Below are 26,968 nucleotides of genomic sequence, written 5' to 3' on the forward strand. Positions count from 1 at the left end.
GTTGAGGCCGCGAAATTTACGCAGGTATCGGACCTAAGTCAATAGCCTGCTTGAAGTTTTTCTGAAAAAGACAAAATTGCTTCAAGACGGCTACCCGCCCTACTCGCTGTAAATCATCTTCTTGCTCATGCCACCGTCCACGACAAACTCTTGCCCGGTGACAAACCCCGCCTGGCGCGACAGCAGCCACGCCACCATCGCCGCCACGTCTTCTACAGTGCCTACCCTGCCCGCCGGATGTTGCGCATGATCAGCGTCACTCAACGGCTCGGCGCGACGCGCAGCCGGATCACGCGCATCGATCCAGCCAGGGCTGACCGCATTGACCCGCACTTCCGGGCCCAAGCTCATTGCCAGGGCGTGCGTAAGGGCCAGCAGGCCACCCTTGCTCGCCGCGTAGGCTTCGGTGTCCGGCTCAGACTGGCGAGCCCGGGTGGATGCCAGGTTGACGATGGCACCGCCATGGGCGCGCAGGTAAGGCGCACAGTGCTTGGCCAGCAACATCGGCCCACTGAGATTCACCGCAAGCACTCGATTCCAGTACGCCAGGTCGAGGCTTTCCAGGGTGATATTGCGCGGGTCAGCCACCGCCGCATTGCAGACCAATGCGTCCAGGCGCCCAAACTGCCCCAATACCTCGGCAACACCTTGGGCCACCTGCTTTTCGTCGGCCACGTCCATGCTGATAAACCAGGCGTTATCACCCAGCACCTTGGACACCTTGGAGCCGCGCTCACGGTCCAGGTCGGTCAACACTACCTGCCAGCCTTCGCTGATCAACCACGCGGCAATCCCAAGGCCAATGCCCCGCGCGGCGCCCGTCACCAGCGCGACACGCCCGTTACTGGCTGCCGCAGCTTCCATGGACCACTCGATCACAAGGCCGCCAGCCCGCGAGCCAGGTCAGCTTGCAAGTCAGCAACATCTTCCAGGCCGACCGCAATGCGGATCAGGCTGTCACGGATACCAGCCGCTTCACGCTCCTGCGGTGCCAGACGACCATGGGAAGTGGTGCTCGGATGAGTAATGGTGGTCTTGCTGTCACCCAGGTTGGCAGTGATGGAGATCAGACGGGTCGCATCGATAAAGCGCCATGCGCCCTCTTTGCCACCCTTCACCTCAAAGCTCACCACCGCCCCGAAACCACGCTGCTGACGCTGGGCCAACTCGTGTTGCGGGTGGCTCTTGAGACCGGCGTAATGCACCTTTTCGATACCGTCCTGCTGCTCCAGCCACTCGGCCAAAGCCTGGGCGTTGGCGCAGTGGGCCTTCATCCGCAGGTTGAGGGTCTCAAGCCCCTTGAGGAAGATCCACGCGTTGAACGGGCTCAAGGTCGGGCCAGCCGTGCGCAGGAAGCCGACGACTTCTTTCATCTGCTCGCTGCGACCCGCGACCACGCCACCCATGCAACGACCTTGGCCGTCGATGAACTTGGTCGCCGAGTGCACGACAATGTCCGCACCCAGCTTCAACGGCTGCTGCAGCGCCGGGGTGCAGAAGCAGTTGTCTACGACCAGCATCGCGCCCTTGGCATGCGCCACTTCGGACAACGCAGCGATATCCACCAGCTCGGCCAATGGATTGGACGGCGACTCGACGAACAGCAACTTGGTGTTGGCCTTGATCGCCGCATCCCAACCGGAAAGATCCGCCAGGGGCACGTAGTCCACTTCGATGCCGAAGCGCTTGAAGTACTTCTCGAACAGGCTGATGGTCGAACCGAACACACTGCGCGATACCAGCACATGGTCGCCGGCACTGCATAGGCTCATCACCACCGCCAGGATCGCCGCCATGCCAGTGGCCGTGGCCACCGCCTGCTCAGCGCCTTCCAGTGCCGCGAGACGCTCTTCGAACGCGCGCACGGTCGGGTTGGTATAACGCGAATACACGTTGCCCGGCACTTCGCCAGCAAAGCGCGCAGCAGCATCGGCCGCCGTGCGGAACACATAGCTGGAGGTGAAGAACATCGGGTCACCGTGCTCAGCTTCCGGGGTGCGGTGCTGGCCGGCGCGCACAGCCAGGGTATCGAAAGCTACGCCATCGAGGTCGCTGTCCAACCGACCGGCATCCCATTCCTGACTCATGCTGCGACTCCTTACTCAATTCTTTATTTAAGATACAAAACCGGCCCCTCAGGGCCGGTTGTCACTCAGTTGTTGTACAGGTCGATGATCGCGCTGACCGCCTGGGTCTTGATCTTCGACGAGTCGTTACGCGCCTGCTCGATCTTGTTCAGGTAAGCCTCATCGACATCACCAGTCACATACTTGCCGTCGAACACGGCGCAGTCGAACTGGTCGATCTTGATCTTGCCACCGCCGACCGCCTCGATCAGGTCCGGCAGGTCCTGGTAGATCAGCCAATCAGCGCCGATCAGGTCGGCCACGTCCTGGGTCGAACGGTTGTGAGCGATCAGCTCATGGGCGCTCGGCATGTCGATGCCGTAGACGTTCGGGTAACGCACGGCAGGCGCTGCGGAACAGAAGTACACGTTCTTCGCGCCGGCTTCGCGGGCCATCTGGATGATCTGCTTGCAGGTAGTCCCGCGCACGATGGAGTCATCCACCAGCATTACGTTCTTGCCGCGAAACTCCAGCTCGATGGCGTTGAGCTTCTGACGCACCGACTTCTTGCGTGCCGCCTGACCCGGCATGATGAAGGTACGGCCGATGTAGCGGTTCTTCACGAAGCCTTCGCGGAACTTGACGCCCAAGTGGTTGGCCAGCTCAAGCGCAGCGGTGCGGCTGGTGTCCGGGATCGGGATCACCACGTCGATGTCGTGCTCAGGACGCTCGCGCAGGATCTTCTCGGCCAGCTTCTCGCCCATGCGCAGACGCGCCTTGTACACCGAGACACCGTCGATGATCGAATCCGGACGCGCCAGGTAGACGTGTTCGAAGATGCACGGGGTGAGTTTAGGTGCCACGGCGCACTGACGGGTGTGCAGCTTGCCGTCTTCGGTGATGTACACCGCTTCGCCCGGCGCAAGGTCGCGGATCAGGGTGAAGCCCAGCACGTCCAGGGACACGCTTTCGGACGCGATCATGTACTCGACGCCTTCGTCGGTGTGACGCTGGCCGAACACGATCGGACGGATGCCATGCGGGTCACGGAAGCCGACGATGCCATAACCGGTAACCATGGCCACCACGGCGTAACCACCGACGCAACGGTTGTGCACGTCAGTGACGGCGGCGAACACGTCTTCTTCGGTCGGCTGCAGCTTGCCGCGCTGGGCCAGCTCATGAGCGAACACGTTGAGCAGCACTTCCGAGTCGGAGCTGGTGTTGACGTGGCGCAGGTCAGATTCGTAAATCTCCTTGGCCAGTTGTTCAACGTTGGTCAGGTTACCGTTATGCGCCAGGGTGATGCCGTAAGGCGAGTTGACGTAAAACGGTTGAGCTTCGGCCGAGGTCGAGCTACCGGCGGTCGGGTAACGCACATGGCCAATGCCCATGTGCCCGACCAGGCGCTGCATGTGACGCTGATGGAACACGTCACGCACCAGGCCATTGTCCTTGCGCAGGAATAACCGGCCGTCGTGGCTGGTCACAATACCGGCAGCGTCCTGGCCGCGGTGCTGGAGGACGGTTAGCGCGTCATACAGCGCCTGATTGACGTTCGACTTACCGACGATACCGACGATGCCACACATGCGACGCAACCCCTACTTAATGAATCTTGACTGAACACAGCTTACTGAGGCGTTTTGGCCGGCAAGAGGTGTTCCTTGAACGGAAGATCAGCGGGTACGCTGATTCCGCTGGCCAGCCACTGACTGCTCCACCCCAAAATGAGGTTCTTGGACCAATCTGCAACCAATAGAAATTTTGGCACGAGTACCGACTCCTGCCACCACGAATCCTGCTGTACCGGCCCCAGGCTCAACAGCCCGACTGCCACGACCACCAGCAACGCGCCACGCGCGGCGCCGAAGGCCATGCCGAGAAATCGATCGGTCCCGGAGAGGCCGGCGACACGTATCAACTCGCCGATAAGATAATTGACCATTGCTCCCACCAGCAGCGTGGCGATGAACATGATGGCGCAGCCCGCGATGACGCGAGCCGAAGGTGTCTCGATGTATCCGGCCAGGTAGACCGACAATGAACCGCCGAACATCCAGGCTACGACTCCTGCGATGATCCAGGCCAGCAACGACAGTGCTTCTTTTACGAAGCCGCGGCTTAGACTGATCAAAGCGGAGATGGCGACGATTGCGACGATCGCCCAATCAACCCAGGTAAATGGCACAGTTCAGCCTACGGACAGATGAGGCGGCGCATTTTAGCAGAGCGTCGGGCTGTCGGTAAGCTGTGATTGTCAGTGCCTTGCAAATCAGTAGTTTGGGGCGAGCGAATCCGATCTCAACCCCACATTTGACCCGCATTTCCAACCGGAATCGGCAGTTACTCAGCCGCGCTCAGGCTGGAAACGGGTGACAAACCCCTTGAGGTTCTGCTGGCGATCCAGCAAGTCTCGCAGGCGATCCGCTTCGGCACGCTCGATCAGCGGGCCGATAAACACACGATTCTTGCCATCGGCGCTGCGGATGTAAGCGTTGTAGCCTTGACTGCGCAGCTTCTTCTGCAAAGCGTCAGCACCTTCGCGATTGCCCAGACTGGCGACTTGAATAGACCAGCTGATCGGCAGGCCATTCGGATCAATACGGCTCTGCCCCACATCCGGCTTGCCCGGTGCCGCCGGTTGCGGCGCTACCGGCTTAGGTGCGGGCGCAGGCGCGGCAGGCTTGGCCGCTACGGTCGGCGCAGGTGCTGGCTTGACCACCGGCACGCTCGGCTGAACCGGCATCGACGGGGCTTGCTGGGCGGCAACCTCCGCATCGGTAGGCACCGGCTCTTCTTCCGGCAAGGCCTGGGGCTCAGGCACCACCACCGGCTCAACCTGTACTTGCGGCACCGCCGGCGCCTGTGGCGCAGCCGGGGCTTCGACGACCACTTGGCGCTCTTCGTCCTGACGCGAGAACAGCATCGGCAGGAAAATCACCGCCAACGCCACCAACACCAGGGCTCCGACCATTCGCTGCTTGTATGCGCTATCCAGTAATGCCATGTGCAGCTTCCTCCGTGGAGCGCCGGGCCAACCACTCGAGCGCCTCGGCAACACAATAAAATGACCCGAACAACAGAATCTCGTCATCGGGGGTGGCAACGACGCACTGCGCTTCAAGGGCAGCGGTCACGCTTGCATACGACGCCACCGGCGCACCAAGGTTCTGCAAGGCCACTTGCAGCTCGGCGGCCGGACGGCTGCGCGAGGTATCCAGGGGCGCTACGGCCCACGCCTGGACATTGTCCAGCAAGGGTGCAACCACACCGTCCAGGTCCTTATCGGCCAGCAAGCCAAAGACTGCAAGGCGACGACCGACCGGCGGCGTGCGCGACAAGCGTTGCGCCAGGTACTCGGCCGCATGGGGGTTATGCCCCACGTCCAGCAACAGGTTCAGGCGCTTGCCTTGCCATTGGAACTCACGACGATCCAATCGCCCGACTACACGTGTCGCCAGCAAGGTGGCGGCAATCTGCTCAGCATTCCACGGCAGATCCAGCAGTAGATAGGCCTGCAGTGCGAGCGCGGCGTTTTCCATTGGCAGGTTCAGCAGCGGCAGGTCGCACAGCTCTACGGCCTGGCCGCGAGCATCGTGCCCACGCCATTGCCAGTGCTGCGCACCGATTTCCAGATTGAAGTCGCGACCACGCAGGAAAAACGGGCAATCCAGCTCGCGCACCTTGTCGAGCAAGGTATGCGGCGGATCCAGATCACCGCACAGCGCAGGCTTGCCCTGGCGGAAGATCCCGGCTTTTTCGTAGGCCACGGATTCGCGGGTATTGCCCAGGTAGTCGGCGTGGTCCACACCAATACTGGTGACCAACGCCAGGTCGGCATCCACCACGTTGACCGTGTCCAGACGCCCGCCCAGGCCGACTTCCAGCACCACCACATCGAGTTGCGCACGCTCGAACAGCCAGAACGCCGCCAGGGTGCCCATTTCGAAGTAGGTCAGGGAAATCTCGCCCCGACCAGCATCGAGCGCGGCGAAGGCTTCGCACAGTTGCTCATCGGTGGCTTCGACACCATTGAGCTGCACCCGCTCGTTGTAACGCAGCAGGTGCGGGGAATTGTAGACGCCGACTTTCAGCCCTTGAGCCTGTAGCAGCGCCGCGACAAAGGCACAGGTAGAGCCTTTGCCGTTGGTGCCGGTCACCGTAATCACACGGGGTGCCGGCCGGCCCAACCCGAGGCGGGCCGCTACCTGTTGCGAGCGCTCCAGGCCCATGTCGATGGCGGACGGATGCAACTGCTCAAGGTAGGCGAGCCATTCGCCCAGGGTACGTTGGGTCATAGGTTTGCAGGCACCGGCGGCACGACGATTGGTTCAACTTTAGGCGCGACGTACACAGGGGTCGGCAGACCCATCATTTGTGCCAGCAGGTTACCCAAGCGTGGACGCAACTCACCGCGCGGGATGATCAGGTCAATCGCACCGTGCTCCAGCAGGAATTCGCTGCGCTGGAAGCCCTCAGGCAGTTTTTCACGTACGGTCTGCTCGATCACACGCGGGCCGGCAAAGCCGATCAGCGCCTTTGGCTCGCCGACGATCACGTCACCCAGCATCGCCAGGCTGGCGGAAACGCCGCCGTAGACCGGGTCGGTCAGCACGGAGATGAACGGGACGCCTTCTTCACGCAGACGCGCCAACACCGCAGAGGTCTTGGCCATTTGCATCAGGGAGATCAGGGCCTCCTGCATGCGCGCACCACCGGAGGCAGCGAAGCAGATCATCGGGCAACGGTTTTCCAGGGCATAGTTGGCGGCGCGGACAAAGCGCTCACCGACGATGGCACCCATGGAGCCGCCCATGAAGGAGAACTCGAACGCCGACACCACGACAGGCATGCCCAGCAGCTTGCCGCTGACGGAAATCAGCGCGTCCTTCTCGCCGGTCTGCTTCTGCGCGCCGACCAGACGGTCCTTGTACTTCTTGCTGTCGCGGAACTTGAGGCGGTCAACTGGCTCCAGGTCGGCACCCAGCTCGTTGCGGCCTTCGGCGTCCAGGAAAATGTCGATGCGGGCGCGGGCGCCGATACGCATGTGGTGGTTGCACTTGGGGCAAACGTCCAGGGTCTTTTCCAGCTCCGGACGGTACAACACCGCGTCGCAGGATGGGCACTTGTGCCACAGACCTTCAGGAACCGAGCTTTTTTTCACCTCGGAACGCATGATCGAAGGGATCAGTTTGTCTACTAACCAGTTGCTCATGCTTTCTTTCTCCAGTACCGGTGGCTTGAACACAGCCCCGCGTATGCCCTTGAGCTAAATTCATATGTGGCGATGACACATGCTGGACGGGGTCAGACGTTCGACCGGCCTTTTCCCGCATGCCTCCTCAGCCTTCCAGACAACCTGCCAGTGCAGGGTTGCCACTTCGTTTCCAGGCCACCCTCAGGCGGCGCCGGGCTGTTTTACACAGTGGTAGTTATGGACGGCGGCAGACTGCCAGCCGTCACATCCCGCGCACAGCTTGCATAAATGCGCGAATCTTGTCGTGATCCTTGATGCCCTTGCCCTGCTCCACGCCGCCGCTGACATCCACGGCATAGGGGCGCACCTGCTCTATCGCCGCCCCGACATTGCCGGGGTTGAGCCCGCCGGCCAGGATAATCGGCTGGCTCAAGCCAGCAGGAATCAACGACCAATCAAACGCCTCACCGGTACCGCCGGGCACGCCTTCGACATAGGTGTCGAGCAGGATCCCGCGAGCGCCACCATAGGCCGCACACGCTGCCGCGATGTCATCCCCGGCCTTCACGCGTAACGCCTTGATATACGGACGCTGGTAGCTTTCACATTCGTCGGGCGTTTCGTCGCCGTGGAACTGCAGCATGTCCAGCTGTACGGCATCCAGGGTCTCGTTGAGTTCGCAGCGACTGGCGTTGACGAACAGCCCCACGGTGGTCACGAACGGCGGCAAGGCGGCGATGATCGCCCGCGCCTGCAACACGTTCACCGCCCGCGGGCTCTTGGCATAGAACACGAAACCAATGGCGTCCGCCCCCGCCTCGACTGCCGCCAGCGCGTCTTCTATGCGGGTAATCCCGCAAATCTTGCTGCGAACGGCTGACATGTCGTGGAAACCCCAGGGATTGGACCGAGAAAGTCCCGGATGGTAACAAAAGCTTTTCCGGGCGTCAGCCGCCAAGTTCGCTGAAACCTGTGAGGAAGTGTGGCCCGATGAACCGTTCCGGCAATTGGAACTCGTCGCGGTACTCCACATCCACCAGGTAAAGGCCGAACGGATGCGCCGTGACCCCGCCCGTACGGCGGACACGGCTTTCCAGCACTTCCCTGGCCCATTCCACCGGACGCTCGCCGGTGCCGATGGTCATCAGCACCCCGGCAATGTTTCGAACCATATGGTGCAGGAACGCACCGGCGCGAATATCCAGCACGATCATCTTGCCGTGACGAGTCACCCGCAGATGATGGACTTCCTTGATCGGCGACTTAGCCTGGCACTGGCCGGCACGGAAGGCGCTGAAATCGTGCACACCCACCAGATGCTGCGCGGCCTCGGCCATGCGCTCGGCGTCGAGCGGGCGATGGTTCCAGGTGATTTCTTCGTTGAGGTGCGCCGGACGGATCTGGTCGTTGTAGATCACATAGCGATAACGCCGGGCGATGGCCTTGAAGCGCGCATGAAAATGCGCCGGCATGACCTTGGCCCAACTGACGCTGACGTCATGGGGCAAATTGATATTAGCGCCCATCACCCAGGCCTTCATGGACCGTTCAGCCTGGGTGTCGAAGTGCACCACCTGACCACAGGCATGCACGCCCGCATCGGTACGCCCGGCGCACATCAGCGACACCGGCGAATCGGCGACTTTCGACAGTGCTTTCTCCAGGGTTTCCTGCACCGTCAGTACACCAGACGCCTGACGCTGCCAGCCGCGATAGCGCGAGCCTTTGTATTCCACGCCCAGGGCGATGCGGTAAAAGCCTGCGGCCGCCATTTCGGCGGCCGCGTTATCTATATTTGCCAAGAACTGAGAGCCTGATGAGTTGCGCAAAGGCGGCCATTATGCCGATTTGTGCGGGTGCCCACAAAAGCAAAACGGCGACCCGAAGGTCGCCGCTGCATTGACGTATGACGGTCAGGCCAACCGGCCGAGCATTTCCTTGGCCTCGCCGCGCTGAGTTTCGTCGCCTTCGATCAGCACTTCGCTGAGGATGTCCCGTGCGCCGTCCGCATCGCCCATGTCGATGTAGGCCTGGGCCAGGTCGAGCTTGGTGGCCACCTCGTCTGTGCCAGAGAGGAAGTCGAACTCCGGCTCATCGTCGCCCTTCGCCGCATCTTCTGCGGTGAAGGAAGGCTCGATGGACGGATGTTCCAGGCTCTGGGACAAACGATCCAGCTCGGCGTTGACATCGTCCAACTCGGAGGCAAAGGCGTCAGGCTTGGCGGCAGCTTCCGGCTCATCGGCCAGGGACAGATCGAAGTCTTCCGGCAGGTCGAAGTCATCCAGGGCCGCCGGGGTCAGGGTGGGCGGCTCGACGGCCGGCACATCCTTCATCTGCTCTTCCAAGCCGGAGAGGAAGTCGTCATCCGATTGCGCCGACGCCGGAGCATCCAGCTGCAGGTCCAGGTCGAAGTCCGACAGGTCATCCGGCGTAGCCTGGGCTTCGGTCTGCTGTTGCAGCAGCGATTCGAAGGTCTGCTGATCGTCCTTCACCACGGCTGGGGAGGCTTCTTCCAGTTCATCCAGGCTCAGGTCGAAATCGGTGTCGAAGGCTTCGGGTTCCGCAGGAGTCGGGGCCGGCTTGTCTTCCAGCAAATCCTTGACGTATTGCGCATCCAGGGCAGCTGCGGCGACCGCAGCGCTGACGCCCGCGGCCAGCACGGCCATGGCCGGGAAGCGACTCTTGAGCTGCTCGACCTGGGCATGGTTTTCACCATTGGCCACCAGTTGGCGCTCCTGGGTCACGAAACCGTCCTTGTCGTTTTGCAGGCCGTAGACTTCCATCAGCTTCAAACGCAGGGCGCTGCGCTTGGGCTCCTGTTTGATCGCCTGTTCCAGCACGTCGGCGGCCTGGTTCAGGTGGCCACGGTCGACAAGCGACTGGGCTTGGGCCAGTGCATCGCTGGAGTTCACCGGCGCAACGGCAACCGCCAGCGGCGCCAGTACCGAGGCGACGGTCGGCACGGCGACTGCCGGTTCAACCGCTGGGGCTGGCGCTGGTGCAGCGGCCAGCTTGACGTTTGGCGGCGGCACTTCCAGGCCTTCGAAACTGTCTGGCGGCAGGTCCTGATCGATGTTCGAGGTGAACACCGGTTCTTCAGCCAGGGCACGCGCCATACGCAGGTGTTTTTCTTCTTCGCGACGGGCATTGCGATGGCGCGCCCACAACAGCAGGAGCAGCAGCACCAGCAGGCCGGCGGCACCACCGATCACGCCAAGCACGATCGGATTGGTCAGCAGGTCGTTGAATTTACCTTCGACGCTGGCAGGCGCGGAATCGGCCTTGGCCGGCTCAGGCGTGGCGGGCGCAGGTGTTGCAACGGTGGCATCGGGAGCGGCCGGAGCAGCCGGAGCAGCCGCCGGCTCACCCGCCAACTGCGCAGGCATTGCCGCTGTGGCCGGCGTTGCTGGGGCGCCCTTCTCTGCCTGCAGACGCGCGAGCTGATCGTTTTTCAGTTGAATCAGTTTTTGCAGCTTGTCCAACTGGCTTTGCAGGTCGGCCGCGCGGCTTTTCAGCTCTTCGTTGTCGCGACGGGTGGTGTCCAGTTGCTCCTGGGTCATCGCCAGTTTGTCGCTCAACCCAGCACTATCGCCAGCCTTACCCTTGGCGCCCTTCTTGGCCGCTTCGGCGGAAACCAGGCTCAGGTTGTCCTTGGCGTTAGTGCTCGCCGGGGCATTGCCGGCCTGGGTGCGTTTGGTGGCATCCAGTTGCTGCTTGCCCGCTGCCGGATTGGTGGCAGCGCGTCGGCCCTGTCGCCAGGCGGCATTCTGCGCGCTGACTTCGGCGATCGCCTGGGGTTGCGGCAGCGCGGTGCTTTGTACGGGATCGGGCAGACGCAGGACCTGGCCGGTTTTCAAACGGTTGATGTTGCCGTCGATAAACGCGTCGGGATTCAGCGCCTGGATCGCCAGCATGGTCTGCTGTACCGAGCCGCCATTGCGGTTCTTCGCGGCAATTTCCCACAAGGTGTCGCGGGAGGTGGTGGTGTGCTGTGCCGGTTTGCTTGCAGCTGGCGCGCTGCTGGCCGGTGCCGCCAGACGCGGCGCAGGCGCGGCGGTCGTCGGTGCCGGCTGGTCGAACTTGGCCGGGTCGAGCAACACGCTGTAGTCGCGCATCAACCGGCCATTGGGCCATTGCACCTGCAACAGGAAGCGTACGTAGGAATCGGGCAACGGCTTGTTGGAGGTGACACGCACCACGCTGCGGCCGTTGGGGTTGATAACCGGGGTAAACGTCAGGTCATCGAGGAACGCCTGGCGATCAACGCCCGCATCCACAAAGGCTTGGGAGGACGCCAAGCTCGGCGTGATCTCGGAAGCGGTGAGACCACCGACGTCGAGCAATTCGATTTCCACCGCCAATGGCTGGTTCAACTTCGACTTGAGGGTCATCTCCCCCAGCTGCAGCGCCTGCGCCATACCGGAGGACAGCGCCGAGGCGGCCGCTATTGCTAACACCAGTTTGCGAACTTGAACCATAGCCTCATCCTTTGTTTGAACACTCCCCGGCCTGCGAGAAGGTTGGTAACCGCTGCCATAAGGCATGGCGAGCCGATAGGTCACCGACGCGCAACTTTTCCTGCCTGGGGCCAAGCATAGCGCCTGGCTAGAATCAATCTACAAATTGCCGCCAAGTATCTTTTACGCAAGGCCTTTTATCAACAACTGCGCCAGCTGCACGGCATTCAGTGCGGCGCCTTTGCGTACGTTATCTGACGTCAGCCACAGATTTAGTTCCGCCGGGTCATCCACACCTGCGCGAACCCGTCCTACATAGACCACATCCTGACCGACCGCGTCGCCCACGGCTGTAGGGTAGTCACCCTCCTCAACCCGCTCTATTCCTGGCGCTGTGTCGAGCAAACGGTTCACAGCGGCGAGATCGACCGGTGCCCCCAGTTGCAGCGACACTGTCAGGCTATCGCCAAAAAACACCGGGGCTTGAACGCAGGTTGCGGAAATCTTTAGCAAAGGTAATTCCAGCACTGCTCGCAGTTCGTGTACGAGGCGCTTCTCCAGGGCTGTATGACCTTGGGCGTCTGGCGTACCGACTTGTGCCAGCAGGTTGAAGGCAACCTGCCGATCAAACAGTTTCGGTTCCAGCGGGCGCATGTTCAGCAACTCAGCGGTTTGTCGGGCCAATTCACTGACGGCTTCACGCCCCTGGGACGACATCGCCAGGTTGGCGGTAACGCTCACGCGCTGGATATCCAACAGGCTGCGCAAAGGTGCGAGGACGACCGCCAGGTTGGTCGCAGAGGGGCTTGGACTGCCGAGCTGGAACGGTTTTTTCAAGCCATCAAGCACATGGGCATTGGCTTCCGGCACCACTTGCGGCGCCTGCTCGGCGGGCAAGGCGCCAGACAAGTCAATCACCGCGCAACCCGCCGCCGTGGCGCGCGGGGCGAAACTCAAGGTCACCGCCGGCCCCGCCGCGAAGAACGCGAGTTGCGCCTTATTGAAGTCGAATTCATCGACCTCCTTGACCCGCACGTTTTTGCCACGAAACGGCACCGAGGCACCCGCCGAGTTGTTGCCCGCCAGCAAATACAGGGTGCCCACCGGGAAGTTCAACTCTTCGAGGATCTGCACCAGGGTTTCGCCAACGGTGCCGGTAGCGCCGATCACGGCGATTTCAAAGGTCTGGGTCATGGGGGCTGCCTCGGGCATTGCGGGGGGAGCGGCACTTTACCGGGTGGCTGGGGGTGAGGCCAATAAAAAACCCGCGCCTGTCACCAGAGCGCGGGTTTCTTCATTGCTTCAAGCGATCAACGCTCCAGCAAGATCCGCAGCATGCGGCGCAGCGGTTCGGCCGCGCCCCACAGCAGTTGGTCGCCAACGGTGAACGCTCCCAGGTACTGGGTGCCCATGTTCAGCTTGCGCAGACGGCCCACCGGCACATTCAGAGTGCCGGTGACCTTGGTCGGGCTCAGCTCCTGCATGCTGATGTCGCGGTTGTTCGGCACCAGCTTGACCCACGGGTTGTGCTGGCTGATCAAGGCTTCGATATCGCTGATCGGTACGTCTTTGTTCAGCTTGATGGTCAGCGCCTGGCTGTGGCAGCGCATCGCGCCGATACGCACGCAGATGCCGTCCACCGGGATCGGGCTCTTGAAGCGGCCGAGGATCTTGTTGGTCTCGGCCTGGGCCTTCCACTCTTCACGGCTCTGGCCGTTCGGCAGTTCCTTGTCGATCCACGGGATCAGGCTGCCGGCCAATGGCACACCGAAGTTCTCGGTCGGGTAGGCCTCGCTGCGCATGGCTTCAGCCACACGGCGGTCGATGTCGAGGATCGCGCTGGCCGGGTCGGCCAGTTGATCGGCAACGGCGGCGTGGGTCGCGCCCATTTGCTTGATCAGTTCACGCATGTTCTGCGCGCCGGCACCGGAAGCCGCCTGATAGGTCATGGCGCTCATCCACTCGACCAGGCCAGCCTCGAACAGGCCACCCAAGCCCATCAGCATCAGGCTGACGGTGCAGTTGCCGCCGACATAGTTCTTGGTGCCCGCGTCCAGCTGCTGGTCGATGACCTTGCGGTTCACCGGGTCGAGGATGATCACGGCATCGTCCTGCATGCGCAGGCTCGACGCGGCGTCGATCCAGTAACCCTGCCAGCCGGCTTCACGCAGCTTGGGGAAGACTTCGCTGGTGTAGTCGCCACCCTGACAGGTCAGAATCACGTCGAGGGTTTTCAGCTCTTCAATGTTGTAGGCGTCCTTGAGCGGGGCAATATCCTTGCCCACGGACGGCCCCTGGCCACCGACATTCGAAGTGGTGAAAAACACCGGCTCAATAAGATCGAAATCCTGCTCTTCCAGCATCCGCTGCATGAGCACGGAACCGACCATACCGCGCCAACCGATCAGACCTACACGTTTCATCGCAACTACACCTTGTTAAAAAGTGGGCCGCCTGCAGCAAACTTCTGCAAGGGGGCCCGAGAGATTACAGATTCCGCAGCGCGGCGACTACTGCGTCGCCCATTTCTTGCGTACCGACCTTGGTGCAACCCTGCGACCAGATGTCGCCAGTGCGCAAGCCCTGGTCCAGCACCAGGCTCACGGCCTTCTCGATCGCGTCCGCCGCGTCCGCCAGGTTGAAGCTGTAACGCAGCATCATCGAGACCGACAAAATCGTCGCCAACGGGTTGGCAATGCCCTGGCCCGCGATGTCCGGCGCCGAACCGTGGCAAGGCTCGTACATGCCCTTATTGTTGGTGTCCAGGGACGCCGACGGCAGCATGCCGATGGAACCGGTGAGCATCGACGCCTGGTCGGACAGGATGTCGCCGAACAGGTTGTCGGTGACGATCACGTCAAACTGCTTGGGTGCACGCACCAGTTGCATGGCGGCGTTATCGACGTACATGTGGCTCAGCTCAACGTCCGGATAGTCCTTGGCCACTTCTTCGACGATTTCACGCCACAACTGGCTGGAGGCCAGCACGTTGGCCTTGTCCACCGAGCAGACCTTCTTGCCACGCACGCGGGCCATGTCGAAACCGACACGGGCGATACGGCGGATTTCGCTCTCGCTGTACGGCAGGGTGTCGTAGGCCTGGCGCTCGCCATTTTCCAGCTCACGCACGCCACGTGGCGAGCCGAAGTAGATACCGCCGGTCAACTCGCGCACGATGAGGATATCCAGGCCCGCGACCACTTCCGGCTTGAGGCTCGACGCGTCAGCCAGTTGCGGGTAGAGGATCGCCGGGCGCAGGTTGCCGAACAGGCCCAGTTGCGCACGGATCTTCAGCAGGCCACGCTCAGGGCGGATATCACGTTCGATCTTGTCCCATTTCGGGCCGCCCACCGCGCCGAGCAGTACGGCGTCGGCCGCGCGGGCGCGGTCCAGGGTTTCATCGGCCAGCGGCACGCCGTGCTTGTCGATGGCCGCGCCGCCGATCACGTCGTGGCTCAGCTCAAAGCCCAGGCTGTACTTGCTGTTGGCGAGTTCCAGCACCTTGACCGCTTCGGCCATGATTTCCGGACCAATACCGTCGCCAGGGAGAATCAGAATCTGCTTGCTCATGCGTTCCTCATTTCATCAAGCGACCCGCCCATGGGCAGGTCGGGAAAAATCAATCAGCGTTCGGCAAAGACCACCAGCACGTCGGTGCTGAAGGTGCCGTCGGCCTGAATTTCGTAATAATCACGCACTTCCTGGCCCATCGCCTTCTGCAACTCAAGGATGGCAGCGCGCAGTACTTCTGGCGTGCGCATGCGCTCGACCCACGAGGTGTATTCCAGGCGAAGACGCTGGCGACTGCTGGTGCGCACATGCAAGCCGGACTCGCTGAGCTGCTGCATCCATTCGGCGGCGGAATAATCACGCACGTGGCTGGTGTCACGCAGCACTTCGACGGTTTGCAGGTAAGTGTCCAACAGCGGGCTGCCCGGTGACAAGACGTCGACGAACGCCGCCACACCGCCCGGCTTGAGTACGCGGCGCACTTCGCGCAGGGCCAGGCCGAGGTCGCTCCAGTGGTGGGCCGAATAACGGCTGAACACGAAGTCGAACTCGCCATCGGCGAACGGCAGGCGTTCGGCGGCGCCGTGGACGGTGCGGATGTTGTCCAAACCGCGATCTGTCGCCGCAGCGGCAACCACGTCGAGCATCTGCTGGGACAGGTCGTAGGCGACCACTTCTTTAGCCAGCGGCGCTACATGAAAGCTGACATGACCGGCACCGCAGCCCAAATCCAACAGTCGCGCATTGCCCTGCCCGGCCAGTTCGGCCTGCAGCAGCGCGAATTCGGTGCCTTGGGCGTGCACGGCACTGCTCAGGTAGGCCGAGGCTTGCTCGCCGAATTGTTTTTGCACGACTTGGGTGTGGGCGGTGCTGGTCATGGTGCTTTTCCTTGGGACTTGTGTTGTGTGTGCTCGCGAAGGGGCCAGTCCTGCTTACATCAAATCAGGCATCGCGAAACAACCACGGCTGGCTCGCCCGGTGCTTGGCTTCAAACGCGGCAATCGCATCGCCGTCCTGCAAGGTCAGGCCGATGTCGTCCAGGCCGTTGATCAGGCAGTGCTTACGGAACGCATCCACTTCAAAGTGATACACCTTGCCATCCGGACGGGTCACGGTTTGCGCGGCCAGGTCAACGGTCAGTTGGTAGCCCTCTTCAGCTTCCACCTGCTTGAACAGCTCGTCGACTTCTGCGTCGGTCAAGATGATCGGCAACAGGCCGTTCTTGAAGCTGTTGTTGAAGAAGATGTCGGCATAGCTCGGCGCGATGATGCTGCGAAAACCATACTCTTCCAGGGCCCACGGTGCGTGCTCACGGCTGGAGCCGCAACCGAAGTTCTCGCGGGCCAGCAGTACGCTGGCGCCTTGGTAACGTTCGGCATTGAGCACGAAGTCCTTGTTCAGCGGGCGCTTGGAGTTGTCCTGGTAGGCGTAGCCCACGTCCAGGTAGCGCCACTCGTCGAACAGGTTCGGGCCGAAACCGGTGCGTTTGATCGACTTCAAGAACTGCTTGGGGATGATCTGGTCGGTGTCGACGTTGGCGCGATCCAAAGGAGCGACAAGGCCGGTGTGTTGGGTAAAAGCACGCATCGGGTATTCCTCAGATCAATTCGCGAACGTCGATGAAACGACCGTTGACGGCCGCCGCAGCGGCCATGGCCGGGCTGACCAGGTGGGTACGCCCACCGGCGCCCTGACGCCCTTCGAAGTTACGGTTGGACGTAGACGCGCAATGCTCGCCCGATTCCAAACGGTCCGGGTTCATCGCCAGGCACATCGAGCAGCCTGGCTCACGCCATTCAAAACCGGCTTCGAGGAAAATCTTGTCGAGGCCTTCGGCTTCAGCTTGCGCTTTGACCAGACCGGAGCCTGGCACCACGATGGCTTGCTTGATGGTCGACGCCACTTTGCGGCCTTTGGCAATTACTGCGGCAGCGCGCAGGTCTTCGATCCGCGAGTTGGTGCAGGAACCGATGAACACGCGGTCCAACTGAATGTCGGTGATCGCCTGGTTGGCCTGCAAACCCATGTACTTCAAGGCGCGCTCGATGGAACCGCGCTTGACCAGATCGGCCTCTTTGGCCGGGTCCGGCACATTCTGGTCAACGGCCAAGACCATTTCCGGCGAAGTGCCCCAGCTGACTTGTGGCTTGATCTGGGCCGCGTCGAGTTCGACCACGGTGTCGAACACCGCATCGGCATCGGAAACCAGGTCTTTCCAGGCTTCTACCGCAGCGTCCCAATCCGCGCCTGCCGGAGCGAAAGGACGACCCTTGACGTACTCAACGGTCTTTTCGTCCGCCGCCACCATGCCCACACGGGCACCGGCTTCAATGGACATGTTGCAGATGGTCATGCGGCCTTCGATGGACAGGTCGCGGATGGCGCTGCCGGCAAACTCGATGGCATGGCCGTTACCGCCAGCGGTGCCGATCTTGCCGATCACAGCCAGCACAATGTCTTTGGCGGTCACGCCGAACGGCAATTTGCCCTCAACGCGAACCAACATATTCTTCATCTTCTTGGCGACTAGGCACTGGGTGGCGAACACATGTTCCACCTCGGAAGTGCCGATGCCATGGGCCAGGGCGCCAAAAGCACCGTGGGTCGACGTGTGGGAGTCACCGCAGACCACGGTCATGCCCGGCAAGGTCGCGCCCTGCTCCGGGCCGATCACATGCACGATGCCTTGACGTACGTCATTCAACTTGAATTCGGTAATGCCATATTCGTCGCAGTAGTCGTCGAGGGTCTGTACCTGCAAGCGGGAAACGGTGTCGACGATTGCGTCGATGCCGCCCTTGCGCTCCGGCGTGGTCGGCACGTTGTGGTCAGGCGTGGCGATGATGGAATCGACGCGCCAAGGCTTGCGCCCGGCCAGACGCAGGCCTTCGAACGCTTGGGGCGAGGTCACTTCATGGATGATGTGACGGTCGATATAGATCAACGACGAGCCATCGTCGCGCCGTTTCACTTCATGGGAATCCCAAAGCTTGTCGTAAAGCGTTTTGCCGGCCATCAGTCGGTCCTCATCAGCGGTGTTTCTCTATGCCGGGCTTTTCAATAACCCTTTGGCTTGTGAGGCTGATGGTATGGCGCTACATTAAATAACTCAAATTCATATTTTTTATGCTTTGGATTACCAACTGGAATACCACAATGGACCTGGCCAACCTCAACGCCTTTATTGCCATCGCCGAGACCGGCAGCTTCTCCGGCGCCGGTGAACGGCTGCACCTGACCCAACCGGCCATCAGCAAGCGCATTGCTGGCCTGGAGCAACAATTGAAGGTGCGCCTGTTCGATCGCCTGGGTCGCGAAGTCGGCTTGACCGAGGCTGGACGGGCCTTGCTGCCGCGCGCTTATCAGATCCTCAACGTGCTGGACGACACCCGCCGCGCCCTGACCAACCTGACTGGCGAAGTCAGCGGCCGCCTGACCCTGGCCACTAGTCACCACATCGGCCTGCATCGCTTGCCGCCGGTGTTGCGCACGTTTACCCGGGAATACCCGAATGTGGCGCTGGATATTCAGTTCCTCGATTCGGAAGTGGCCTACGAAGAAATCCTCCATGGCCGTGCCGAAGTGGCAGTGATCACCCTGGCGCCCGATCCTCACAACCTGGTACGTGCCACCCCAGTCTGGGATGACCCGCTGGATTTTGTGGTCGCGCCGGAACACAGCTTGATCAGCAACGGCGGCATCAGTCTGGCCGATATTGCCGGCCACCCCGCCGTTTTCCCCGGCGGCAATACCTTTACCCACCATATTGTCAGCCGATTGTTCGAGGCCCAGGGCCTCACGCCAAACATTGCGATGAGCACTAACTATCTGGAAACCATCAAGATGATGGTGTCGATCGGCCTGGCCTGGAGCGTGCTGCCACGCACCATGCTGGATGATCAGGTGGCAAGTATCGCTTTGCCGGGCATACAGCTCAGTCGCCAGCTAGGCTATATCGTGCACACCGAAAGGACGCTGTCGAACGCTGCGCGGGCTTTCATGAGCCTATTGGATGCACAGGTCGATCTGCCAGGGATACCGGCATGAAGCTGTGCGGCCTCAAGGCCTGAATAAAGCCGCGCCGAACGCCCATTGAGCCAAGGCCCTTTGATAATGCGCAACCCCGTCGATTCCGTGCCACCCCTGCCCCGCATCTACGCCCTTGACCCTCAAGCGGCGGAACAAAGCTGGGACAGCGCCCCGCAATTGCTGGCAGCGCTCAATGCTGCGCGGCTAGGGGCATGGTGCTGGGAAATCGACACCGGCCGCATCAGTTGGTCACGGGGCACCCAGGCGTTGTTTGGCTTTGACCCACGCCAGCCGCTGCCCAAGGATCTGGATTACCTCGACCTGCTGGCCCCCGAAGACAGCGCCCGCGTGGTGCGGGCGTTCCATGCGGTGTTGGCGGGCGAGCCGTTCGAACAGGCCATGCATCACCGTATCCAATGGCCGGATGGCAGCCTACATTGGCTGGAAATCAACGGCAGCCTGGCGCCGGACAAGGCGGGACGGCGCCGTATGATCGGAGTGATCCGCGAGATCACCCACCAACGCGACCGCGAAGCCGCTCTCAGCCACTCCGAAAAACGCTTCGCCACGCTGTTCCACCTGTGTCCGAACATGGTCCTGCTGACCCGCCAGGCCGACGGGCTGATCAGCGAAGCCAACCAGTATTTCGAAATGCTGTTCGGCTGGCCGCTCACCGACGCCATCGGTCGCACCACCCTGGACCTCGGCCTGTGGCGTCACCCGGAGCAACGCGCGCAGTTGGTCAAAGCCACCCAGCGCAAGGGCGAGCCGATCACCATGGAAGTGCAGTTTTGCGCGAGCAACGGCCAGATCCACGACGGCACCCTCAGCGCGCAGAAGGTCGAGCTGGAAGGCGAGGCCTACCTGATCAGTACCTTTCTGGACACCACCGAGCGCAAAAACGCCGATCAAGCCCTCAAGGACAGCCAGGAACGCCTTGACCTGGCCCTGGATTCGGCGCAACTGGGCACCTGGGACTGGCACATCCCCACCGGCATGCTTTATGGCTCGGCCCGCGCCGCCCAATTGCACGGCCTGCCGCCGGAACCCTTCCATGAGTCGTTCGATGCGTTCTTCGAAGGCATGCCCGATGACGAGCGCGAGAGCATGCGCAACGCCTACCGCACCCTGCGCGAAGGCCCGGCGGGCAACTATCAACTGACGTATCGAGTGCCCATGGAGGACGGCAGCTCGCGCTACCTCGAAAGTCGTGCGCGCCTGTACCGCGACGAGCACGGCGCACCGCTGCGCATGGCCGGCACCTTGCTCGACATCACCGACCAGGTCGAACGCGAACAACGCCTGACCGCCTCCGAAGAAAAATTTGCCAGCCTGTTCCAGGCCAGCCCCGACCCGATCTGCGTCACCTGCCTGGACAGCGGCGCGTTTATCGAGATCAACCCCGCGTTTACCCAGACCTTTGGCTGGACGGCCGCCGAAGTGATCGACAAGAGTGCCGAGCAGATCGGCCTGTGGGACGAATCCAGCAAGCGCCTGCAACGGATCGAACGGGTGATCCGCGAGCAGGCACTGAGCAATGTGGCAATTGTGGTGCATCACAAAAATGGCCAGGCGCTGACCTGTGTGATTTCCAGCCGGCTGATCAAAGTGGGGGACCAACCGTGTATCGTCACCACCTTGCGCGACATCACCCAGCAACAACGCTCGGAAGCCGCGCTTAAGGCCAGCGAAGAGAAATTCGCCAAGGCCTTCCATTCCAGCCCTGATGCGATTTCCATCACCGAGCGCGACACCGGCCGTTATGTGGAGGTCAACGACGGTTTCTGCCGCCTGACCGGCTATCGCGCCGAGGAAGCCATTGGCCTGACCCTCTACCAGATCGGCATCTGGGCCGACGAGAACCAGCGTGCCGCGCTGCTGGCCGAATTGCAGATCAAGGGTCGTATCCATCACCTGGAAATGCTCTGGCACAACAAACGCGGCGAGTTACTGGCGGTAGAAGTCTCGGTTGAACCCATCACCCTCAACGAAACCCCGTGCCTGCTGCTGACCGCACGGGACGTGAGCCTGCTGAAAAACGCCCAGGCGCAGATCCGTCACCTGGCCTATCACGACCCGCTGACCAACCTGCCCAACCGCGCCCTGTTGATGGACCGCCTGAGCCAGCAGATCGCCTTGCTCAAACGGCATAACCTGCGCGGCGCGCTACTGTTCCTCGACCTTGACCACTTCAAGCACATCAACGATTCCCTCGGCCATCCGGTGGGCGACACCGTGCTGAAGATCGTCACCGCCCGCCTGGAAGCCAGCGTGCGCATGGAAGACACCGTGGCGCGCCTGGGTGGCGATGAGTTCGTGGTGCTGCTCAGCGGCCTGGATGGCACGCGCACGGAAGTCAGCCGCCAGGTCCAGGAACTGGCCGACACCTTGCGCGAGCTGCTTTCGGAGCCGATGTTCCTGGACGGCCATCGCTTGCAGGTCACGCCGAGTATTGGCGTGGCGCTGATTCCCGATCACGGCTCCACGCCGGCGGACTTGCTCAAGCGGGCCGATATCGCCCTGTACCGCGCCAAGGATTCCGGGCGCAACACCACGCAGATGTTCCACAACAGCATGCAAAAAACCGCCAGCGAACGCCTGCGCATGGAGACCGACCTGCGCCTGGCCCTGTCGCGCGGTGAGTTCAGCGTGCACTACCAACCACAGGTGGATGCGCGGGGCAACCGGATCGTCGGCGCCGAGGCCTTGGTGCGCTGGCAGCACCCACAACTGGGTGCGCAATCGCCCTCCGAATTCATCAAGGTGCTGGAGGACAGCGGCCTGATCCTTGAAGTCGGCACCTGGATCCTCGATGAAGCCTGCGCCGCCTTCCAACAGTTGATCGCGGAAGGCCTGGTCGACCCACTGAATTTCAGCCTGTGCGTGAACATCAGTCCTCGGCAGTTTCGCCAGAACGACTTCGTGGAGCGGGTGGAGCGCAGCCTCAAGCAGCACGAACTGCCATTCAGCCTGTTGAAACTGGAAATCACCGAAGGCATCGTGATCCAGAATCTGGACGACACCATCAGTAAAATGCGCCGCCTGAAAAAACTCGGCGTGAGCTTTGCGATGGATGACTTCGGCACCGGCTATTCATCACTGACCTACCTCAAGCGCCTACCGGTGGACGCGCTGAAGATTGACCAATCCTTCGTGCGTGACGCCACCCATGACCCCAACGACGCCGAGATCATCCGCGCTATTGTCGCCATGGCCCGCAGCCTGAACCTGGAGGTGATTGCCGAAGGCGTGGAAACCCAGGACCAACTGGCCTTCCTGCAGGGCCTGGGCTGCCATTTGTACCAAGGGTATTTGCACAGCCGACCGCTGCCCATGATCGGATTCAGGGAACGCTTGCTCGCGGGAGATGGGCGGGGTTAAACCAGCGTCAAGGCGTGACCGTCCTCTCGCATCCAGTGCGAACCGTTCAAGTCACGCTTGTCTCCATAAGCATCAAGGGCACCGTTTACCACGACAACGGAATGCCCGAAGTTCGCCAGGGTGCCTGGCACGCCTGACGCCAGTTCCTCCACGCTGCTTGCGCGAGTGAATGCATACAAGCCAAGGCGTCGTAACGCATCGCCCGGGACTTCCCCATCATTCAACGTTTTGAGGGCGGCATTGAAGCCAGCGCCGGCGCGAAACTCATGGTTCTCCAGTTGGGCACGCTTGGCACTTGCGCCATACAGGAACACCGCATCCTCAATCAGGCCTTTATCCGTTCCATGGAAGTTGGCAGCCTCTCGTGCCTGGCTCAGCTCGGCATGAGTGAGGCGCACCGTGCAACCATCACGCATGGCGATGCTGAAACCTTCTGGCGTTTCAGTGACACGCTTGAAGATCCCCAGAGGGTTTTGTCCATACTTCATCATCGCGGCCTTGATTGCGGACACCGTGACACAGTTACCCTCCACACCTTGATAGAAACCGCTCCAGATATCCGCGGGCTTGACCCCCACAGGCACCGTCGACAACTGCGCAGGCTTACCGTGGGGGTCGACCGGGACGTCTTCGGCAAGCTGGTAGCCATAGTCCTTGGTGACTGACGCTTGTTCACCGTTGCTATGCTTGATGCCATCCACGACAAGCGCGCCTGAATAGTTGAAGGTAGGGGTGACGCCGACGCTGCGGGGTTCTCGTAGTTTGTCCGGCGGCACAACTCGCAAAAAGCCAGTCAGCCCCATGCCCTTCAAGACGTTGTAAAGGTGCTCTCCGCACAATGTGCTCGAGAGCACGGCATCAAACTCAGCATTGCCTTCAACCTGTTTGCGCTTGGCAAAGGCCGCCAGCATGAAATTGGCATCGGCGACCTTTTGCACATCTGGCCCGGAAAACCTTGACGCTGCGCCAGTGCGCTGCAACTCCCGCTTTGACAGCGTCACTTCAAACCCGTCTTTCATAGTGACGCTGTACCCCGTAGCGGTCGCCTCGACACGCTCAAACATATCGGAGGGCGACGGGCCAAACCTGAGCATCATCAGCTTGATGACCGCGGCATGGCTGCTGAGGTCAAAGACTTCGCCGAATTTTCGTGAGCCCTCAATGAAGCCCTGCATCACCCCAGCGGCCTCGGGTAGGTCCTTCGAGGTGGCCGGGTCAACCTTGGGTACGACGATAGGCGCAACGGGGGCCGGGACCATGGGAGGCTTCGGTGCGTTATCGCTCATCAACGTATACAGGTAGGCTCGATCCGGTGAGCGCTCCCCGCCAAATTGATGCGCCTTGCCGGCATAAATCAGGGATGAACCTGCGTCATAGCTGTCTGCTACGCCTTCCCCGCCCTCAGCCACAACCGTTGCGGTGGCTACATGCTGAAGATGACGGGATAACCCCATACCTTTGAGCATGTTAAAGGTCGTTTCACCTTGCAGAGACTCCGTCAGCATCGACTGAAAATCGGGTAGATCCGGCGTACTGCCGCGCTCGAGTTGTTTACGCTTGATGAACACTGCCAGCGCAAAATGGGCACTGTCCAACACATCGCCATCACTGCCGGTAAAACGCGATGCAGACGCTGCCTGTTGCAGTTCCTGTTGGGATAGATGCAGCCAATAACCATCTTTCATGGTCACGGCGTAAGCCTCACCGTTGCTCCGTACATCGGTGAACATATCGCCAGGGCTTAGGCCGAACTTGAGCATCATCAACTTGATGACGGCGCTGTGTGAACTCGCGTTGAAATGCTCGCCAAAGCCCCTCTCCGGCACATCAAAAGCTGGAATGCGAGACGCTTCAGGGTGGCTTGATAATTGCAGCGCAAGGGGATTTGAGCGCGCGAAAGCTCCAATTGCAAACGTACTCATATCGTTCACTCTTTTCTGAAACAGTGGGAGAGTTCAAGCCCGGAAGCTCGGATCAGGCGAGGTGATCAGATCAACGCAACGGCCTGTCCATCCCTGGGTCGATTGCCTTTGCGCCCGTATAACTCCTCGCAACCCTCCACGACGGCAACTGAATGTCCGCGCCTATTGACCATACCGATCAAAGACGGGTCAGCGAATTCACTCACCTTGACCCTCTTCATGTGGTCCTTCAACCCTAGCCTCAGGAAGCCTTCGCCAGGCTTGTTCCTGTCTTCGTCTTCTCCATTATTGAGCGTCGTGATCGCCGCATTGAAACTTCTGCTCGCCCATCCGTCGTTGTTCTCCATCTGCGCACGCTTGGCGGAACAGGCAAACAGGAAGTGGGCATCCTTGAGCATTTCTGGATCACTCATGCCGACAAAGTTGGAACCGCGAATAGCCGCCTGCAACTCGGCCTTGCTCAGCGTCAATTCAAACCCGTCACGCATTACAACTTTATAACCCTGCTCATTGGCCTCCACAGACTTATAAATATCCTTTGGGCTTTGACCAAACTTCGCCATCGCCGCCTTGATGGCGGAAATCGTTACGCAATTACCATTACTTCCCTGGCGAAAACCAGTCCAGATGTTGTTGGGCTTTTCACCTTTGCGTTTGTTGGAGAGCCCGGGAATGTGTTCGTTTCGCTTGTCTGTCAGTGTCGCGTCGTCAGCGGGTTTCACGTGGGGTTGCGGAATGGGTACGTCGTTGTTTTTCGGCACCGGCGGGCGTACGCCTTTATCCAAGATGGCCTGCAACTGGTTGAAGAACTGCATGAACAAGTCCTTAAGCATACCCAACACGGCCTCGGGGTCTGCGGTATTCCCGATATTCCTAGGCTGCGACGCTGCGGGTGAGGCCTGTGGCGCAGTGCGCAAACTGTTTCGGCTGGCAGAATCGAGTGAAGCGCTACCTGAAAAACCTGACGCGCCATAAGGATCAATAGTGGGTCGTGTAATAGGAAGATGTTTGATCGACAACATGACTTCATACCTCATTGAGGAGGCTCCCTGACCGCATCGGCCAGGGAACGATCATTACAGTGGTGTTTAACGCTTCAAGGCAGCAGGCTCAGAAGCGTGAGCGGAGGCTGGACCTGGAGAACCGGCTATGGGAGTGCCTGGCGAAGTCGTCCGCCAAGTTATCGGGTGCGGGGGATGTAATCTCCGGCGTGGGTTTTGCGTCGATCTTGGGCGTTACCACCGGCGGTGGCGTGGGTTGCGCATCGACCTTTGGCGTTACCGCCGGCTGCGGCGTGGGCTGTGCATCGACCTTTGGCGTTACCACCGACGGCGGCGTGGGTTGTGCATCGACCTTTGGTGCCACCACTGACGGCGGCGTGGGCTGCGCGTCGACTTTCGAGGTGAGCCGGGGTTGTGGCGGGGTTTTTTCGTCCGTATGCGGGCAATGACAGTTCTGCACCTGCACAGTCACGTTGATATCAGACGAAAGCTTATGCTGCTGTGCAACGTCGGTGGGGGTAGTCGTTACCTGCTTGGCATTGAGTTTACCGTCCGGCGTGACAGTCACTTGCGCAGGCCTATCTGGCGTGACGCGTGTATCTGGATTGGGCTCCACCTTTGCCTTGGCGTCTGCTTGCGGCATGACCTTGGGTTGCACTCCCGTATCCATGGCAACCTTGGTATCGGCACCGGGCATCACTTTTGGCTTGGTATCGACTTCGGCTGTGACCTTGGGTTGGACGCCTGCATCCGTAGCAACATTATTATCAGCAGCTGGCATCACTTTTGGCTTGATATCCGCTGCAGGCGCTCTCTTGCTCTGCGCCGCCGTATCTGCAACGACTTTGGCGTCCGGGCCTGGCTTCACCTGGGGCTGAGCATCCGCCTCACCGGGCAACTTGGGCAGCACCCCCATACCGGCGAGCATGCTACGCATCGCCTTGACCGCGAACTCAAACATGGCAAACAACTTTTCCAACGACTCCTTATTCATCGGCACATGAGTGTCTTTAGAGGCGGGATTAGTATCCTTCAGAAACTTATTTACACTGTCCATCGAAGGAGACAACTCAGGTGTTTTATCCGTCTGCACAGAGGACTGATTAAGTTGAGCGTAACCTGTATTCATCGGCATGAACTGTTGGGTCGAGACATTAGACATCTTCTTATTCCTATGACTTTGCCCAACTCCTGCAGCGGCAGGAGAAAGACAGCTATTGACAGGGTGTGTTAAACAACGGCGAGTTCGACAAACTCGTAAGATTCGTGGGGCGTAACGACAATGAGTTCCGAAAAAACGCGGCTTATATAAGGAAACCAATTGACTGCCAGGGGTGTTTACCTATGGACAAACCGAGAAAAACCCAGGCTGCGTAAGCCCAAAGCGCTTCCTGGAGTGGTA

At 60.8% G+C, this 26,968-nt stretch carries 21 protein-coding genes; 2 read left to right on the forward strand and 19 right to left on the reverse strand.

All coding sequences use genetic code 11. From position 1 onward, the window contains the following. Positions 1-99 precede the first annotated feature (99 nt). The 16 genes from H096_RS23840 to leuC form a co-directional block, all read right to left on the reverse strand. Entirely contained in the window at positions 100-864 is a 765-nt protein-coding gene (locus H096_RS23840; RefSeq protein ID WP_033901791.1) for an SDR family oxidoreductase, read from the reverse strand. Positions 865-875: 11 nt separating this feature from the next. Next, positions 876-2,087 (reverse strand): O-succinylhomoserine sulfhydrylase, encoded by a 1,212-nt coding sequence (locus H096_RS23845; RefSeq protein ID WP_033901792.1) that lies wholly within the window; start codon positions 2,085-2,087, stop codon positions 876-878. 65 nt (positions 2,088-2,152) lie between these two features. After that, positions 2,153-3,658 carry an amidophosphoribosyltransferase gene (gene purF / locus H096_RS23850; RefSeq protein WP_015884965.1) on the reverse strand — a complete coding sequence of 502 codons (1,506 nt, stop codon included), beginning with the start codon at positions 3,656-3,658 and terminating at the stop codon, positions 2,153-2,155. 41 nt (positions 3,659-3,699) lie between these two features. Then, positions 3,700-4,257 (reverse strand): CvpA family protein, encoded by a 558-nt coding sequence (locus tag H096_RS23855; RefSeq protein WP_033901793.1) that lies wholly within the window; start codon positions 4,255-4,257, stop codon positions 3,700-3,702. 159 nt (positions 4,258-4,416) lie between these two features. After that, positions 4,417-5,076: an SPOR domain-containing protein gene (locus H096_RS23860; RefSeq protein WP_033901794.1), complete on the reverse strand. Its 660-nt coding sequence runs from the start codon at positions 5,074-5,076 to the stop codon at positions 4,417-4,419. Then, positions 5,060-6,367: a bifunctional tetrahydrofolate synthase/dihydrofolate synthase gene (folC, locus tag H096_RS23865; protein ID WP_033901795.1), complete on the reverse strand. Its 1,308-nt coding sequence runs from the start codon at positions 6,365-6,367 to the stop codon at positions 5,060-5,062. Before folC ends, H096_RS23860 begins: the two co-directional genes overlap by 17 nt. Then, on the reverse strand, positions 6,364-7,284 hold the full coding sequence (gene accD, locus H096_RS23870; RefSeq protein WP_033901796.1) for an acetyl-CoA carboxylase, carboxyltransferase subunit beta: 921 nt from the start codon (positions 7,282-7,284) through the stop codon (positions 6,364-6,366). The genes folC and accD overlap by 4 nt, the downstream gene beginning before the upstream one ends. Positions 7,285-7,528: 244 nt before the next feature. Beyond that, positions 7,529-8,149, reverse strand: coding sequence for a phosphoribosylanthranilate isomerase (locus tag H096_RS23875; protein ID WP_033901797.1), 621 nt, complete (start codon positions 8,147-8,149; stop codon positions 7,529-7,531). Between the two features lie 64 nt (positions 8,150-8,213). After that, a complete protein-coding gene (gene truA, locus H096_RS23880) occupies positions 8,214-9,038 on the reverse strand; it encodes a tRNA pseudouridine(38-40) synthase TruA (RefSeq protein WP_033901798.1) in 825 nt (274 codons plus the stop codon). Positions 9,039-9,179: 141 nt separating this feature from the next. Beyond that, complete coding sequence (locus tag H096_RS23885; RefSeq protein WP_033901799.1) at positions 9,180-11,744, reverse strand: FimV/HubP family polar landmark protein; 2,565 nt, start codon at positions 11,742-11,744, stop codon at positions 9,180-9,182. Positions 11,745-11,906: 162 nt separating this feature from the next. After that, on the reverse strand, positions 11,907-12,917 hold the full coding sequence (locus H096_RS23890; protein WP_033901800.1) for an aspartate-semialdehyde dehydrogenase: 1,011 nt from the start codon (positions 12,915-12,917) through the stop codon (positions 11,907-11,909). A gap of 116 nt (positions 12,918-13,033) precedes the next feature. Further along, on the reverse strand, positions 13,034-14,146 hold the full coding sequence (gene asd, locus H096_RS23895) for an aspartate-semialdehyde dehydrogenase (protein ID WP_033901801.1): 1,113 nt from the start codon (positions 14,144-14,146) through the stop codon (positions 13,034-13,036). 64 nt (positions 14,147-14,210) lie between these two features. Further along, the gene (gene leuB / locus H096_RS23900) at positions 14,211-15,293 is read right to left on the reverse strand and encodes a 3-isopropylmalate dehydrogenase (RefSeq protein ID WP_033901802.1); all 1,083 of its coding nucleotides are present in this window, start codon (positions 15,291-15,293) and stop codon (positions 14,211-14,213) included. Between the two features lie 53 nt (positions 15,294-15,346). Beyond that, a complete protein-coding gene (locus H096_RS23905; protein WP_033901803.1) occupies positions 15,347-16,111 on the reverse strand; it encodes a class I SAM-dependent methyltransferase in 765 nt (254 codons plus the stop codon). 64 nt (positions 16,112-16,175) lie between these two features. Then, positions 16,176-16,820 carry a 3-isopropylmalate dehydratase small subunit gene (leuD, locus tag H096_RS23910; protein ID WP_033901804.1) on the reverse strand — a complete coding sequence of 215 codons (645 nt, stop codon included), beginning with the start codon at positions 16,818-16,820 and terminating at the stop codon, positions 16,176-16,178. A gap of 10 nt (positions 16,821-16,830) precedes the next feature. Beyond that, positions 16,831-18,249, reverse strand: coding sequence for a 3-isopropylmalate dehydratase large subunit (leuC, locus tag H096_RS23915; RefSeq protein WP_033901805.1), 1,419 nt, complete (start codon positions 18,247-18,249; stop codon positions 16,831-16,833). 140 nt (positions 18,250-18,389) lie between these two features. Here leuC and H096_RS23920 point away from each other — a divergent pair, with 140 nt between their 5' ends. Together H096_RS23920 and H096_RS23925 are read left to right on the forward strand one after the other, a co-directional pair. Further along, a complete protein-coding gene (locus tag H096_RS23920; RefSeq protein WP_033901806.1) occupies positions 18,390-19,280 on the forward strand; it encodes a LysR family transcriptional regulator in 891 nt (296 codons plus the stop codon). Between the two features lie 66 nt (positions 19,281-19,346). Next, positions 19,347-22,643, forward strand: coding sequence for an EAL domain-containing protein (locus H096_RS23925; RefSeq protein ID WP_033901807.1), 3,297 nt, complete (start codon positions 19,347-19,349; stop codon positions 22,641-22,643). On the opposite strand, the gene H096_RS23930 is transcribed toward H096_RS23925, so the two are convergent. From H096_RS23930 to H096_RS23940, 3 genes are all read right to left on the reverse strand, one after another. Further along, a complete protein-coding gene (locus H096_RS23930) occupies positions 22,640-24,565 on the reverse strand; it encodes a hypothetical protein (protein ID WP_033901808.1) in 1,926 nt (641 codons plus the stop codon). The two genes, H096_RS23925 and H096_RS23930, sit on opposite strands and share 4 nt — an antisense overlap. Positions 24,566-24,630: 65 nt before the next feature. Further along, positions 24,631-25,587 (reverse strand): hypothetical protein, encoded by a 957-nt coding sequence (locus tag H096_RS23935; protein WP_241495539.1) that lies wholly within the window; start codon positions 25,585-25,587, stop codon positions 24,631-24,633. Between the two features lie 88 nt (positions 25,588-25,675). Next, positions 25,676-26,728, reverse strand: a complete 1,053-nt coding sequence (locus tag H096_RS23940; RefSeq protein ID WP_033901810.1) for a hypothetical protein — start codon at positions 26,726-26,728, stop codon at positions 25,676-25,678. Positions 26,729-26,968 lie beyond the last annotated feature (240 nt).

It is taken from the genome of Pseudomonas sp. FH1, from assembly GCF_000510895.2.
In the GTDB taxonomy this organism is placed as follows: domain Bacteria; phylum Pseudomonadota; class Gammaproteobacteria; order Pseudomonadales; family Pseudomonadaceae; genus Aquipseudomonas; species Aquipseudomonas azotoformans_A.

What these genes read in the sequence shown, in the direction of transcription:
- H096_RS23840 (WP_033901791.1), bottom strand. Translation starts at nt 864, where the DNA reads ATGGAAGCTGCGGCAGCCAGTAACGGGCGTGTCGCGCTGGTGACGGGC.
- accD (WP_033901796.1), bottom strand. Translation starts at nt 7,284, where the DNA reads ATGAGCAACTGGTTAGTAGACAAACTGATCCCTTCGATCATGCGTTCC.
- H096_RS23890 (WP_033901800.1), bottom strand. Translation starts at nt 12,917, where the DNA reads ATGACCCAGACCTTTGAAATCGCCGTGATCGGCGCTACCGGCACCGTT.
- leuC (WP_033901805.1), bottom strand. Translation starts at nt 18,249, where the DNA reads ATGGCCGGCAAAACGCTTTACGACAAGCTTTGGGATTCCCATGAAGTG.
- leuB (WP_033901802.1), bottom strand. Translation starts at nt 15,293, where the DNA reads ATGAGCAAGCAGATTCTGATTCTCCCTGGCGACGGTATTGGTCCGGAA.
- purF (WP_015884965.1), bottom strand. Translation starts at nt 3,658, where the DNA reads ATGTGTGGCATCGTCGGTATCGTCGGTAAGTCGAACGTCAATCAGGCG.
- H096_RS23885 (WP_033901799.1), bottom strand. Translation starts at nt 11,744, where the DNA reads ATGGTTCAAGTTCGCAAACTGGTGTTAGCAATAGCGGCCGCCTCGGCG.
- H096_RS23860 (WP_033901794.1), bottom strand. Translation starts at nt 5,076, where the DNA reads ATGGCATTACTGGATAGCGCATACAAGCAGCGAATGGTCGGAGCCCTG.
- H096_RS23935 (WP_241495539.1), bottom strand. Translation starts at nt 25,587, where the DNA reads ATGTTGTCGATCAAACATCTTCCTATTACACGACCCACTATTGATCCT.
- H096_RS23875 (WP_033901797.1), bottom strand. Translation starts at nt 8,149, where the DNA reads ATGTCAGCCGTTCGCAGCAAGATTTGCGGGATTACCCGCATAGAAGAC.
- leuD (WP_033901804.1), bottom strand. Translation starts at nt 16,820, where the DNA reads ATGCGTGCTTTTACCCAACACACCGGCCTTGTCGCTCCTTTGGATCGC.
- asd (WP_033901801.1), bottom strand. Translation starts at nt 14,146, where the DNA reads ATGAAACGTGTAGGTCTGATCGGTTGGCGCGGTATGGTCGGTTCCGTG.
- folC (WP_033901795.1), bottom strand. Translation starts at nt 6,367, where the DNA reads ATGACCCAACGTACCCTGGGCGAATGGCTCGCCTACCTTGAGCAGTTG.
- truA (WP_033901798.1), bottom strand. Translation starts at nt 9,038, where the DNA reads ATGGCGGCCGCAGGCTTTTACCGCATCGCCCTGGGCGTGGAATACAAA.
- H096_RS23920 (WP_033901806.1), top strand. Translation starts at nt 18,390, where the DNA reads ATGGACCTGGCCAACCTCAACGCCTTTATTGCCATCGCCGAGACCGGC.
- H096_RS23845 (WP_033901792.1), bottom strand. Translation starts at nt 2,087, where the DNA reads ATGAGTCAGGAATGGGATGCCGGTCGGTTGGACAGCGACCTCGATGGC.
- H096_RS23930 (WP_033901808.1), bottom strand. Translation starts at nt 24,565, where the DNA reads ATGAGTACGTTTGCAATTGGAGCTTTCGCGCGCTCAAATCCCCTTGCG.
- H096_RS23940 (WP_033901810.1), bottom strand. Translation starts at nt 26,728, where the DNA reads ATGTCTAATGTCTCGACCCAACAGTTCATGCCGATGAATACAGGTTAC.
- H096_RS23905 (WP_033901803.1), bottom strand. Translation starts at nt 16,111, where the DNA reads ATGACCAGCACCGCCCACACCCAAGTCGTGCAAAAACAATTCGGCGAG.
- H096_RS23925 (WP_033901807.1), top strand. Translation starts at nt 19,347, where the DNA reads ATGCGCAACCCCGTCGATTCCGTGCCACCCCTGCCCCGCATCTACGCC.